The sequence below is a fragment of the Plantactinospora sp. B6F1 genome (assembly GCF_040120695.1).
Lineage (GTDB): Bacteria > Actinomycetota > Actinomycetes > Mycobacteriales > Micromonosporaceae > Plantactinospora.
In genome coordinates, this window is sequence record NZ_JBEEAC010000028.1 from 17,969 (window position 1) to 31,206 (window position 13,238).

Consider the following 13,238-nt stretch of genomic DNA (forward strand, 5'->3'; position numbering starts at 1 on the left):
TGACGATCGGGCCGGTGATGCGCCTACGATGGTTCGGCAGACTGTCTAGGGGAGCGTTGATCCGTGTCGATTCTGGAAAAGGTCCTACGCGCGGGCGAGGGGCGCATGGTGCGCCGCCTCAAGGCGATCGCCAATGCCGTCAACTCGCTCGAGGATGACTACGTCAACCTCACCGACGAGGAGTTGCGGGCGCTCACCGACCAGTTCCGGGAACGGCTGGCCGACGGCGAGACCCTCGACGACCTGCTGCCCGAGGCGTTCGCCACGGTACGCGAGGCCGCCTCGCGGGTGCTCGGCCAGCGGCACTACGACGTGCAGATCATGGGTGGCGCGGCGCTGCACTTCGGCAACATCGCCGAGATGAAGACCGGTGAGGGCAAGACCCTGACCTCGGTGCTGCCGGCCTATCTCAACGCGCTGTCCGGCAAAGGCGTACACATCGTCACGGTGAACGACTACCTCGCCGAGCGCGACGCGGCCTGGATGGGGCGGGTGCACGAGTTCCTCGGCCTGACCGTCGGGGTGATCCTGCCGAACCGGCCGGCCGCCGAGCACCGGGCGGCGTACGAGGCCGACATCACGTACGGCACCAACAACGAGTTCGGGTTCGACTACCTCCGGGACAACATGGCCTGGAGCCGGGATGACCTGGTCCAGCGCGGGCACAACTTCGCGATCGTCGACGAGGTCGACTCGATCCTGATCGACGAGGCCCGGACCCCGCTGATCATCTCCGGTCCGGCCGAGCACTCCGCCCGGTGGTACACGGAGTTCGCCGGGGTGGTGGCCCGGCTCCAGCCCGGCAAGGACGGCGAGGGCGACTACGAGGTCGACTACGCCAAGCGGACCATCGCGGTGACCGAGCGCGGCGTCGCGAAGGTGGAGGACCGGCTCGGCATCGACAACCTCTACGAGTCGGTGAACACCCCGCTGGTCGGCTACCTCAACAACGCGATCAAGGCCAAAGAGCTCTACAAGCGCGACAAGGACTACATCGTCAACGAGGGCGAGGTCCTGATCGTCGACGAGTTCACCGGTCGCATCCTGCACGGCCGCCGCTACAACGAGGGCATGCACCAGGCGATCGAGGCCAAGGAAGGCGTGGAGATCAAGCAGGAGAACCAGACTCTTGCCACGATCACCCTGCAGAACTACTTCCGGCTCTACAGCAAGCTCTCCGGCATGACCGGTACCGCCCAGACGGAGGCCGGCGAGTTCAACAAGGTCTACAACGTCGGGGTGGTGACGATCCCGACGCACCGCCCGATGGTCCGGATCGACCGCCCGGACGTTATCTACAAGACCGAACGGGCCAAGTTCAACGCGGTGGTCGAGGACATCGCCGAGCGGCACGCCGCCGGCCAGCCGGTGCTGGTCGGCACGGTCTCGGTGGAGAACTCCGAGGTCCTGTCCCAGCTGCTTCGCCGCCGGGGCATTCCGCACGCCGTCCTGAACGCGAAGTTCCACGCCAAGGAGGCGGAGATCATCGCCCAGGCCGGGCGGAAGGGCGGGGTCACGGTGGCCACCAACATGGCCGGCCGGGGCACCGACATCCTGCTCGGTGGCAATCCGGAGTACCTGGCCAACACCGAGCTGCGGCAGCGCGGGCTCGACCCGGTGGAGCACGGCGACGACTACGCCAAGGCGCTCGAAGAGATCCTGCCGCGCTGGAAGGAGGCCTGCGACGCCGAGGCCGACGAGGTTTCCTCGGTCGGCGGCCTCTACGTGCTCGGCACCGAGCGGCACGAGTCGCGGCGGATCGACAACCAGCTGCGCGGTCGGTCCGGTCGGCAGGGTGACCCGGGCGAGTCCCGGTTCTACCTCTCGCTCCAGGACGAGCTGATGAAGCGGTTCCGGGCCGGCGCGGTCGAGGCCGTGATGGAGCGGTTCAACATCCCGGAGGACGTCCCCATCGAGTCCAAGATGGTGACCCGGCAGATCAAGAGCGCGCAGGCCCAGATCGAGGGTCAGAACGCCGAGATCCGCAAGAACGTCCTCAAGTACGACGAGGTGATGAACAAACAGCGCCAGGTGGTCTATGCCGAGCGCAAGCGCGTGCTCGACGGCGAGGACCTGAACGACCAGGTCAGGAACATGATCGACGACGTGGTGTCGGCGTACGTCACCGGTGCCACCTCGGACGGCTACGCCGAGGACTGGGATCTCGACCAGCTCTGGGCCAGCCTCAAGCAGCTCTACCCGATCGGTGTCACCGTCGACGACATCGTCGAGGAGTCCGGCGGGGAGCGGAGCACCCTGGACGCCGACTTCCTGCTGGAGCAGCTCAGGCAGGACGCCTTCGCGGCATACCAGCGGCGCGAGGAGGAACTCGGCAGCGAGGCGATGCGCCAGCTGGAGCGGATGGTGCTGCTCCAGGTCATCGACCGCAAGTGGCGCGAGCACCTCTACGAGATGGACTACCTCCAGGAGGGCATCAGCCTCCGCGCCTACGCCCAGCGTGACCCGGTGGTCGAATACCAGCGCGAGGGTTTCGACATGTTCGCCACCATGATGGACGGGATCAAGGAGGAGACGGTCGGCTTCCTCTACAACCTGGAGGTCCAGGTGGAGGAGGCGAAGCCGGCTCCGGCCGACTCCGGTCCCGCCCCGATGCCGATGCCGGCGGAGCAGCCCGTCGAGATCCGGGCCAAGGGGCTGGGGCGGGCACCCCGGACCCAGGGTCTCCAGTACTCGGCGCCGACCATCGACGGTGAGGCTCCGGCAACCGGTGGGGTGGCGGTCGAGCGTCCGCAGGCACCGGCGCTCGGGGTGGGCGGCCCGCCGCCGCCCTCGACGTCCCGTCGACCCGCCCAGGGCCAGGCGACCGCGGCCAACGCCCCATCGCGGAACGCGCCCTGCCCCTGCGGCTCCGGACGGAAATACAAGCGCTGCCACGGAGCGCCCGGCGGCGCCTGATCAGTCCCGGTGCCCCCGACCACCGTCCGGTGGCCGGGGGCACCGGTGTCTCCGGACCGGTGGCACCCCTGCCCGGTCAGCCGGCTCGGTAGGTGGTCGGCTGCCCGGTCAGCCGGCTCGGCGGGTGGTCGGCTGCCCGGTCAGCCGGCTCCCCAGGTGGTCGGCTGCCCGGTCAGCGGGCTCGGCAGGTGGTCGGCGCCGACCTGGGTGACGCGCCCGGCCCCGGGACGCCTGCCGCCGGCCCGGCCCCCGGGACTGGTGAGGGCTAGACCCGGTCGGTCAGTAGCCCCCACATCGCCCGGGCGGTGCCGTGGCGGGCCGACCGGGCCGAGGAACTGCTGCGCGGCGGTCCCGGCCAGGCCCCGGGACGCGTGCTGCCGGCGACCTCGGAACTGGTGGGGTCGGCCGTCGGCGAGACCGCCATCGTGCGGCCTGGGCCGTTCAGAGCAGGGCCACGGCGGTCCCGACCCAGCTGCCCCGGCGCCGCTCGATCCGGAACGCCATCGCCCAGGTACGCCCGGCGACGCCGACCGCGGCGGCCGCCTCGACGACCCCGGGCCGCGGTTCACAGACCCGTAACCGACGCAGCCGCACGGTCCGGACCGGCTGCCCGGGTCGACTCCGGCCGGAGACCCGGCTCGTGGCGGAGGCGAGTTGCGCGACCATCCCGGCGGCGTCGGGCGGACTGGCCAGTGCCCGCACGTGCCAGGCCGGCCGGTAGCCGTTGACGATTTCCAGGCAGGTGTCCAGGAACCGCTTCGCCGCCTGCTTCGCCTCGGGTGTCGCGCCGGCCACGGCGGCAGCGAGCGGCGGACGACCGCCGTCGCCATGGTCGGAGCGGACAGCCGAAGCCACCGCCCGCTCGACGGGTCGGGCGGGGGCCTTCGGCACGGTGGCCGGGCGGGTCGCCGCGCCGGGGTGGCGGCTCTCGGCGGCGGCCGGCCGGAAGCGTTCGACACCGTTCCGGACGACTCGGGGTGAGGGTGCCGGGTCGACCCAGGTCTCCGGGACGCATTCGTCGTCGAAGGGCGGATCAAGGGGCGGCACGGGGCGCAGGCGCACGGTGGGCCGGACGGGCGGCCGGGTGCGGGCGAGGGGCATCCTCGTTCCCTTCTTGATCTTGCGTTTGCTTTCGTTTGCCTCCGACAGCTATTTTTCTAGCCCATTCACTGGCAGTCGTCAATGGCTTTGAGTCGTTTGCCGGGTATGGGTCGGCACAGCTGCCCCGATGGCCGGGCGGCACGGCTCCCTGCTGGCACGGGCGCCGGGGGTGCGGGCAGAGATCACCCGAGGGCTTGCGCGCCACGATCCCCGCTCGGCCTGGCGTGCAGCCTGGCGGAAGCGGCGGTGGTGAGCTGTCTGGGGTGGACGCTAGCCGACCGGTCCGACACCGGTCCCGTGCTGCGGCGGCTAATCGGGAAGACGCTCCACCAGCGGGTTGTCGGCCACCCACTCGGCGGTCTCGGCGTACTTGCGCTGGATGTACTCCTCCAGGCGGGCGCGCTCCACCCGCCACTGCCCTCGGCCGCCGATCTTGATCGCCGGCAGTTCACCGCTGCGCACCATGTGGTAGACCTGCGAGTCCGAGACGTTCAGCTCGGCGGCTACATCGGACAAGAGCAGGAACCTGGGTTCCAAGAGAACTCCCGGTAATTGGTGACCGCCTCAGTTTGCCACCGACTGCGGTGTGGTCGCCTCCGCCGTCAGGTCCCGACCCGGCAGCGGACTGGAGTAGACCACGCTGGTGGTGACCGGGCCGAGCCCGGCGATCCGGCCCGCCACCTGCTCCAGGTGGCGCATCGACCGGGCGACGACCTTGAGTACGAAGCAGTCCTCGCCGGTCACGTGGTGCGCCTCAACGATCTCCGGAGTGCTCTTCAGCAGCGCGTGGAAGGGCCGGTAGTTGCCGCTCGGATAGCGGAGCCGGATGAAGGCGAGGATGTCCAGGCCGATCCGCTCCGGCACCACCACCGCCCGGTAGCCGGCTACCACCCCGGTCTCCTCCAGCCGTCGTACCCGCTCAGTCACCGCACTCGGCGACATCGCCACCAACCGGGCAAGCTCCGCGAAGCTGGCCCGCCCATGCCGTTGGAGTTCGGCGAGGATCCGCCAGTCGGTCGCATCGAGTGTCGGTGAATCGTCGGTCACAGGAGCAGAATACCGGGGATTCCCCGGCAGACCCTTGCCGTGACCGGGGAACGTGCCTTCAGATGTGGAGGCTGCGGCCGTACCGTTACGGTCATGACCACGACCACCACGAACCCGGTGCTGGCGGTCCCGCCTGCCGCGCCCGACCAGGCCGCCGCCTGGTTCGTCGCCAAGCTGGCGGTGCAGACGGACGTCTCCGACGTGCACGCCGCGCTCGACAGCGACGATCCCGGCTTCGTCCTGCTCGACACGCGGGATCTGGCCTCATGGCGGCAGGGACACATCCCCGGCGCGGTTCACCTGCCGACCCGGATGATCCCGATGCGCGCCGCCCGGCTGCTCGACCCGGGAATCCCGGTTGTGACCTACTGCTGGGGGCCCGGCTGTGACGGCGCGACAAAGGCGGCGCTCGCGCTGAGCAGCCGGGGCTACCGGGTCAAGGAGATGATCGGCGGCATCGAGTACTGGATCCGGGAGGGCTTCCCGGTCCAGAGCGTCGGGGCCGAGCTGGTGACCCGGGCGGTGGACCCGCTGACCGCCCCGGCGCGGGCCTGAGCGGTGCGACCCGACCCGATCTGCGGGTCCGCTGCCGTCCGGCACGCCGTCGGTGTACTACCGTCGCGGGTGAACGTCAGCGACGGCCGTGGCCCGGATCGGGCGCCGTCGCTGGCCGGCGTCGAGCGGGGGAGAACCAGCGTGCCAGAGCAACTCGTCCGGGTGTACGTCCCGGCCACTCTGCCGATGCTCGCCGAGCTGCGCCAGCAGGGCTGGATCGTGGCCGCCCAGGGGCACGCGGTCACTCCCGAGCTGCGCGAGTGGTACGCCGAGGGCGACGAGGAGGAGCTGGAGTACGTCGCCTTCACCCGAGCCGCCCAGGAGGGGCTGCGACTGCTCCGGGCCGATCCGCAGGCGCCCCGGCGCCGGGTCGTCGTCGCCGTCGATCTGCCCCCGGGGGCCGTCACTCGGCCCGATCCCGAACTCGGCTCCAGCACCGTACGGCTGGGCGAGCGGCTCGGGATCGACGCGGTGGCCGCGATCCACGTGGACGGCGACGACGCCGAACAGGACGTCGAGGCTGCGGTGGAGGCGGTCGAGCAGGCGCTGGCCGGCGACCCGGACGCGCAGTTCACCGTGGACGGCGCGGAAGACCACGAGCTGGAGTGGTACGACCCCTCCGAGTTGGACGCACTCTTCGGCGCCACCGGCTGACCCGGAGCCTCAGCCGCTGGTCCGGATCCGCAGTCTCCCTGATCCGGATCCCCAGCCGCTGGTCCGGATCCTGGTGACCCGGAGCCGGTGGCCGGCGGTTCAGGGCGTGCTGGCCGCCAGCTTGAGACAGTTGAGCACGGCGCCGTCGACCGCGGCGATCTCGTCCGGGTTCGTGCTGGCCCTGCCCGCCACGTACGCCTCGCGCTGCTCGGCCGTCGCGTTCTGCATGTACCAGTCGGCCAGGCAGTCGATGGCCCGGTCCGAGGTACCCGCCATGCGCGGGTCGGAGCGGACCTTCGTCACCACGTCGTCCCGGTCGGGGCTGCCGTCCGAACAACCGGTCAGGGCCATCGCGAGCCCCAGCGCGGCGAACGCGGCGGCGACCGTTCTGCGGAATCTAACCACGACCACAGTCTATGCCTGCCGGGTCCGTCACCGCTGCATCGCCCTCGGCGCCGGGCTCCGGTCAGTGGTCCGCGACGGGCCGGGCGACGAGGAGTTCCGGGCCGCCGACGGGCTCTCCGGTCAGCGGCCGGCGACCGGCTCGGGGCGGTCCGCCGGTTCGTGGTCCTTCCCGTCGGCGGCGTCGTCTGCGGCCGCTCCACCCGACTCCACCCTCGGGCTGCTGTCCGGGGCGTCGTCCGCACCGGTGTCCTCGCCCGCCGGCTCGGCGCCATCCCGGTCGGCGCGGCTCGGGTCGGCGCCGCCCCGGTCGGCGCCGTCCTGGTCGGCTCCGCGGGGGTCGGACGGCGTCGCGGTCGACTCCTCCGCCGGTCGGAGCGTACGGCCGAAGGTGATGAGCGCGGTCAGCGAGCCGAGGAAGAGCACCAGCGTCGCGTGGTTGATCCGGGAACCTCCGAGCAGGCTCTGCGCGGCCCGGTCGGCCTCGCTGACCGCTCCGGCCAGCCGGAGCACCTCGGCCCCGGCGGTGCGGGTGAGCACCTCGGCGGCGAGCAGCAGCAGGCCCGGTCCGGCGCCCGCGATCAGGTACGCCGGCCAGCGTGGTGACGGCACCGCCCCGGTGGCCCGCTCGACGGCCCGCCGTCCGGCGGCCCGCAGGTAGCCGAATGCCAGCAGCCCGGCGGCCAGCCCGCTGGCCAGTGAGGAGGTCCGGGAGAACCAGCGGAAGGCGTTCACCTGCGACGCCTCGGTGGCACCGGCGCCGTAGAGGTTCAGTATCGGGTCCTGGAAGTAGCTCAGCGCGAAGCCGACCGCGAAGACGGCCAGCCCGGCGGCGACGACGGCGGCCACGACCAGGGTGCTGCGCAGCCCGCCGGCGATGCCGCCGACCGTGGCGGCCGCAGCCGTGGTGCCGGCGAGGACCATGATCGCCGACCCCTCGCCGTAGCTGAGCGTCACGACCAGTGCGGCGAGGAACCCGGTGGCGAGGCCGGCGACCAGCGACACGAGGAACCGGGGAGTGCTGCGCCGCACCCCGAGCCGGGTCAACAGGTTACCCAGGACGAGGCTGACCCCGGCACCGCTGACCAGGCTCGCCGAGATCACCCCGGGCAGGGCGTACGCGGCCGAGGTGATCGCCATCGAGGTGATGCCGGAGGAGGAGATCCCGGCCTTGGCCGACCAGAGCATCGCGGCCAGCCAGCCCACGGCGAGCAGCGCGAGAACGAGCGCGCCGGGCGCCGGCACCAGGGGCGGAGCCGTCGCCGTCGCCGGCGGCTCGACCGGCTGGTCGGGCGCCGAGGTCGCGGTCGTGCCGGACTCTTCTGACATCATCTCCCCTTCAGCAAGTGGCCGGCCGCGGTGGCGGGGCGGCGACGGGCCGCGGTGGTGCGACCCGGCCACCCGGTCCTCAGCGTACGCGGGCCGGTCGGGGCGGTGGCTGGCTGCCGGTACGCGCGGGCCGGTGCGACCCTTCGCGGCGGGCGACGCCGTTCGGGGTGTGCCGGCCGGATGTTGATCCGGTGCGGACGCCGCCCGGGTGGTGCACCGGCGACCGGGGCGGCGGCGACCACCGTGTAAGGATTGACGCAGGTCCCGCCCCCGTACTCCCGGCATCTCCCGGGGCACGGGGTCGAGGTGTCCGGCCGACCGGTCGGCACCGGCGGGTCCGGTTTCGCCATCGCTGTCGAGATCGCCCAGGAGAATCCCATGGACGCCGTACTCTCCGTACCCGAGCCGCGCAACGAACCGGTCCGCGACTACGCGCCGGGCAGTGCCGAGCGGGCCAGCCTGGAACGCCGGCTCGGTGAACTGGCCACCGAGCGGCTCGAACTGCCGATGACGGTCGGCGGTACGCAACGGATGGGCGCGGGTGCCGCGATCGACGTCGTAGCGCCGCACCGGCACCAGCATGTGCTGGGGGTCACCCACAACGCAACCAACGCGGATGCGCAGGCGGCGGTGACGGCCGCGAAGCAAGCCGCCCCGATGTGGCGGGATTTGTCCTTTGCGGAGCGGGCTGCGGTCTTCCTCCGTGCCGCCGACCTGCTCGCCGGACCCTGGCGGGACACCCTGAACGCGGCCACCATGCTCGGCCAGTCCAAGACGGCGATCCAGGCAGAGATCGACGCTGCCTGTGAGCTGATCGATTTCCTGCGCTTCAACGTCGCCTTCGCCCGCAAGCTCCTCGCCGAGCAGCCGCTGTCGTCGAGCGGCGTGTGGAACCGGTTCGACCACCGGCCGCTGGAGGGCTTCGTCTACGCCGTCACGCCATTCAACTTCACCGCGATCGCCGGCAACCTGCCGGCCGCACCCGCGCTGGTCGGCAACACGGTGGTCTGGAAGCCGGCGCCGACCCAGCAGCTCGCGGCGCACTTCACCATGCGGCTCTTCGAGGCGGCCGGGCTGCCGCCCGGCGTGATCAACATGGTCACCGGGGACGGCATCGCGGTCTCCGAGGTCACCCTCGCCGACCCCGATCTGGCCGGCATCCACTTCACCGGGTCGACCAAGGTGTTCCAGAAGCTGTGGCAGGGTGTCGCCGAGAACATCGCGAACTACCGGGGGTACCCCCGGCTGGTCGGCGAGACCGGCGGCAAGGACTTCGTGGTCGCGCACCCGAGCGCCGACGTCGACGCGCTGCACACCGCGCTGATCCGCGGGGCGTACGAGTACCAGGGGCAGAAGTGCTCGGCCGCGTCCCGGGCGTACGTGCCCCGGTCGCTCTGGGAGGGCGGGCTGCGGGACCGGCTGGCCGCCACCGCCGACGGGCTCGCGTACGGCGATGTCACCGACTTCACCAACTTCGGCGGCGCGGTGATCGACGCCAAGGCGTTCGCCCGGCACACCGCCGCACTCGACATGATCGGAAGCGACCCCGCCTGCCGGGTCGTGGCCGGCGGCACGGCCGACGACTCGGTCGGCTGGTTCGTCCGGCCGACCCTGTTCGAGTGCGACGACCCGGGGCACAGATCGTTCACCACCGAGTACTTCGGGCCGATCCTCGGGGTGCACGTCTACCAGGATGAGCGCTTCGAGGAGACGGTGCGGCAGGCCGAGTCGGTCGCGCCGTACGCGCTGACGGGTGCGATCTTCGCCACCGACCGCCGGGTGGTCGACTGGGCCAGCCAGACCCTGCGGTACGCGGCCGGCAACTTCTACATCAACGACAAGCCGACCGGTGCGGTGGTCGGGCAGCAGCCGTTCGGCGGGGCCCGGGCGAGCGGGACCAACGACAAGGCCGGCTCCTGGCACAACCTCGCCCGGTGGATGTCGCCGCGCACCGTCAAGGAGACCTTCGCCCCGCCGACCGACCACCGGTACCCGCACATGGGCTGACCACCCGGCGTCCCGTGCCCCGGTCGACCGCGTGTTTCGTGCGCGGCCGACCGCCCGGCCGGCGGCGGCGTGGCCTCGGCGCCGCTGTCGAAGTCCGGGACGGTCGGGTCGGCGGCGATTGTTCCGGCAAAAGCCTACATAAGCGATGAAAGTTTACTAACCTCCGCAATTGACACTTGCCCTGATCAGGCGCCGCCGGCCGTCGACCGGCAGTCGGCCCGGGTCGTGCGTGTCCGGTCCGCGGTCGTGCGTGTCCGGTCGCCGCATCACCGGAGGGTCCGTTTCGATCAGCGCCGGTGACCGGGAGTGTGCGTCGGGCCGTGTAGTGCGCCCGCCGGGCCCGCGGTGCGGCGACCCGGAGCGGCGCGGAGCGGGGGTGGGTGCCCTCCGTCGGATGGTCGGCTCCGCCGTGCCCGGCGAGCCCCGATCCATCGATCGTCCTCAGCCGACTGTCGCCCCAGAACAGTGCACAATGGAGACGATGACCAGCGGATAGTGCCAAATCCTGGACGCGGCGCCGGCAAAGTGGCAGCGTGGAGGGCATGGCGGATGTTGCAATCAATCCCACGGCGGCAGCCCTGCTCGGGCTGCTCCACGAAGGACCGATGACAGGCGGCCAGCTGATGGCCGCCGCCGAGCGGCGCCTGGCGCCGTACTGGTCGATGACCCGGAGCCAGGTCTACCGGGAGTTGCCGGCCCTGGCCGAGCAGGGACTGGTCCGGCTCGGCAAGCCCGGCCCCCGGTCCAGTCAGCCGTACGCGATCACGGCGGCCGGCAAGCGGACGTTCTCCCGTTGGCTCACCGAGATGCCGGGACGGGACACGGTGCGTAACCCGACCGCGCTCCGGGTGGCCTTCGGCCCGCAGCACTCGGCCACCCAGCTGCGCAACCTGGTGAGCAACGCGAACGAGTACCACACCGAGGCGCTCGCGGCAGCCAGGGAGCAGGCCCGGGACGCGAAGAAGACCGGTGACTCGTACGGTGCCGCCGCGCTGGAGTTCGCGGTCGCGTACCACAAGGCGGCGCTGTCCTGGCTGAAGAACGCACCGGTCTGATCCGGCTCCCGACCCGGCCGGCAGCTCCGGACGACGCCCGGGCGGACGCGCCGAAGCGCTTCGCCGCTGGCGCCGACCCGGTCCCGCGGACGACCAGTACTCTTGACTGTCGTGACCGCTGCCGAATACGCCGACCAACTCAAGGATCTTGACGCCACGCTTCGCAACATCGAGACCGTCCTCGATGTCGACCGGCTGCGTCAGGCCAAGGCGGAACTGGAGGAGGCGGCCTCCGCGCCGGACCTTTGGGACGACCAGGCCCGCGCGCAGGGGGTGACCTCCAAGCTTTCGTACGTCAACGGAGAGATCGCCAAGCTGGAGAGCCTGCGCGGTCGGCTCGACGACGCCCGGGTGCTGCTGGAGCTCGCCGAGGCGGAGGCTGACGCGGGGGTGCTCGGCGAGGTCGAGGCGGAGATCGGCGGGCTGACCAAGGCCATCCAGGAGATGGAGGTTCGCACCCTGCTGTCCGGGGAGTACGACTCCCGGGAGGCGCTGGTCGCGATCCGGGCGGGTGCCGGCGGCGTGGACGCGGCCGACTTCGCGGAGATGCTGCTCCGGATGTACCTGCGCTGGGCCGAGCGGCACGGCTATCCGACCGAGGTCTACGAGACGTCGTACGCCGAGGAGGCGGGCCTGAAGTCGGCCACCTTCGCGGTCAAGGTCCCGTACGCCTACGGGACGCTCAGTGTCGAGGCGGGCACGCACCGGTTGGTCCGGATCAGCCCCTTCGACAACCAGGGGCGCCGGCAGACCAGTTTCGCCGGAGTCGAGGTGCTGCCGGTCACCGAGCAGACCGACCATATCGACATTCCGGAGAACGAGCTCCGGGTCGACGTCTACCGGTCGTCGGGTCCGGGCGGGCAGAGCGTCAACACCACCGACTCGGCGGTGCGGATCACGCACGTCCCGACCGGGATCGTGGTCACCTGTCAGAACGAGAAGTCGCAACTCCAGAACAAGGCGTCGGCGCTGCGCGTGCTCCAGGCCCGGCTGCTGGAGCGGAAGCGCCAGGAGGAGCAGGCCAAACTGGAGGGCCTGAAGACCGACGCCGCCGGGTCCTGGGGTGACCAGATGCGGTCGTACGTCCTGCACCCCTATCAGATGGTGAAGGATCTGCGTACGGAGCAGGAGACGGGCAACCCCGCCTCGGTGTTCGACGGTGATTTGGACGGATTTATCGAGGCCGGCATCCGGTGGCGCAAGCAGCGGCAGCTCGCCGGTGACGCCGCGTGAACACGGCTCGCGTCCGCGTCGCTGCGGTGTGTCGACATCGGTGATCGTTTCCATGTGCGGGGCGTGAGGGGTACCGGACGCAGAGCAGTTTCCCGATAAATGTCGCCCGGACAGGCCGGGTTCCGGACTTGGCCTTTTCGTTACGACGCGTAGACTCACCACCCGTGATTCAGCTTGAGCAAGTGACGAAGACGTACCCGAAGGCGTCCCGGCCGTCGCTCGACAGCGTGTCGGTCTCGATCGAGAAGGGTGAGTTCGTCTTCTTCATCGGTCCCTCCGGTTCCGGCAAGTCGACAATCATCAAGCTGCTGCTGCACGAGGTGACCCCGAACAAGGGTCGGGTGATGGTCAACAACAAGGACGTCACCTCGATGCGTTCTTGGAAGATCCCGAACTTCCGGCGCTCGATCGGCTGTGTCTTCCAGGACTTCCGGTTGCTGCCCAACCGCACTGCGTACGAGAACGTCGCGTTCGCACTGGAGGTCATCGGCAAGACCAAGGCGGTAGCCCGCCGGGTGGTGCCCGAGGTGCTGGAACTGGTCGGGCTCGGTGGCAAGGAGCACCGCTACCCGCACGAACTCTCCGGCGGTGAGCAGCAGCGCGTCGCGGTGGCGCGGGCCTTCGTCAACCGGCCGCTGATCCTGCTGGCCGACGAGCCCACCGGAAACCTCGACCCGGACACCTCGATCGAGATCATGCGCCTGCTGGACCGGATCAACCGCACCGGTACCACGGTCGTGATGGTCACCCACGACTCCAACATCGTCAACCAGATGCGCCGTCGCGTCATCGAGATCGAGAGTGGTCGCATCGTGCGGGACCAGGCTCGGGGCGTCTACGGCTGACCTGCCCCACCGCGCCCGCGCCGAACAGCCCCCGGTTCGGCCCGGCAGCGGCCGCTGACTCGACGACGAACGACTCCTGCGGAGATCCGGAAGG

Annotated in this window: 12 protein-coding genes; 7 read left to right on the plus strand and 5 right to left on the minus strand. The window is 70.8% G+C overall.

Annotation, left to right across the window (positions count from 1 at the left end; all coding sequences use genetic code 11):
- Nucleotides 1-63: 63 nt before the first annotated feature.
- A complete protein-coding gene (gene secA, locus ABNF97_RS26645) occupies nt 64-2,916 on the plus strand; it encodes a preprotein translocase subunit SecA (protein WP_130464727.1) in 2,853 nt (950 codons plus the stop codon).
- Nucleotides 2,917-3,357: 441 nt separating this feature from the next.
- On the opposite strand, the gene ABNF97_RS26650 is transcribed toward secA, so the two are convergent.
- The 3 genes from ABNF97_RS26650 to ABNF97_RS26660 form a co-directional block, all read right to left on the minus strand.
- Nucleotides 3,358-4,017 carry an Rv3235 family protein gene (locus ABNF97_RS26650; RefSeq protein ID WP_349340191.1) on the minus strand — a complete coding sequence of 220 codons (660 nt, stop codon included), beginning with the start codon at nt 4,015-4,017 and terminating at the stop codon, nt 3,358-3,360.
- Between the two features lie 309 nt (nt 4,018-4,326).
- Nucleotides 4,327-4,554 (minus strand): helix-turn-helix domain-containing protein, encoded by a 228-nt coding sequence (locus ABNF97_RS26655; protein ID WP_130464725.1) that lies wholly within the window; start codon nt 4,552-4,554, stop codon nt 4,327-4,329.
- 27 nt (nt 4,555-4,581) lie between these two features.
- Nucleotides 4,582-5,064, minus strand: a complete 483-nt coding sequence (locus ABNF97_RS26660; RefSeq protein ID WP_349340192.1) for an Lrp/AsnC family transcriptional regulator — start codon at nt 5,062-5,064, stop codon at nt 4,582-4,584.
- A 93-nt stretch (nt 5,065-5,157) separates the two neighbouring features.
- Between ABNF97_RS26660 and ABNF97_RS26665 the strand changes: the two genes are divergently transcribed.
- The gene (locus ABNF97_RS26665) at nt 5,158-5,619 is read left to right on the plus strand and encodes a rhodanese-like domain-containing protein (RefSeq protein WP_130464723.1); all 462 of its coding nucleotides are present in this window, start codon (nt 5,158-5,160) and stop codon (nt 5,617-5,619) included.
- A 141-nt stretch (nt 5,620-5,760) separates the two neighbouring features.
- Nucleotides 5,761-6,273: a DUF6912 family protein gene (locus ABNF97_RS26670; protein WP_349340193.1), complete on the plus strand. Its 513-nt coding sequence runs from the start codon at nt 5,761-5,763 to the stop codon at nt 6,271-6,273.
- A 99-nt stretch (nt 6,274-6,372) separates the two neighbouring features.
- On the opposite strand, the gene ABNF97_RS26675 is transcribed toward ABNF97_RS26670, so the two are convergent.
- Nucleotides 6,373-6,678, minus strand: a complete 306-nt coding sequence (locus ABNF97_RS26675) for a hypothetical protein (RefSeq protein ID WP_349340194.1) — start codon at nt 6,676-6,678, stop codon at nt 6,373-6,375.
- Between the two features lie 120 nt (nt 6,679-6,798).
- Entirely contained in the window at nt 6,799-8,007 is a 1,209-nt protein-coding gene (locus ABNF97_RS26680) for a DUF2339 domain-containing protein (RefSeq protein ID WP_349340195.1), read from the minus strand.
- 375 nt (nt 8,008-8,382) lie between these two features.
- On the opposite strand from ABNF97_RS26680, the gene pruA reads away from it, so the two are divergent.
- From pruA to ftsE, 4 genes are all read left to right on the plus strand, one after another.
- A complete protein-coding gene (gene pruA / locus ABNF97_RS26685) occupies nt 8,383-10,011 on the plus strand; it encodes an L-glutamate gamma-semialdehyde dehydrogenase (RefSeq protein WP_349340228.1) in 1,629 nt (542 codons plus the stop codon).
- Nucleotides 10,012-10,553: 542 nt separating this feature from the next.
- Nucleotides 10,554-11,066, plus strand: coding sequence for a helix-turn-helix transcriptional regulator (locus tag ABNF97_RS26690; RefSeq protein WP_130464720.1), 513 nt, complete (start codon nt 10,554-10,556; stop codon nt 11,064-11,066).
- 111 nt (nt 11,067-11,177) lie between these two features.
- The gene (gene prfB, locus ABNF97_RS26695; protein ID WP_130464719.1) at nt 11,178-12,299 is read left to right on the plus strand and encodes a peptide chain release factor 2; all 1,122 of its coding nucleotides are present in this window, start codon (nt 11,178-11,180) and stop codon (nt 12,297-12,299) included.
- Nucleotides 12,300-12,463: 164 nt separating this feature from the next.
- Nucleotides 12,464-13,144 carry a cell division ATP-binding protein FtsE gene (gene ftsE / locus ABNF97_RS26700; protein WP_101369892.1) on the plus strand — a complete coding sequence of 227 codons (681 nt, stop codon included), beginning with the start codon at nt 12,464-12,466 and terminating at the stop codon, nt 13,142-13,144.
- Nucleotides 13,145-13,238: the final 94 nt, after the last annotated feature.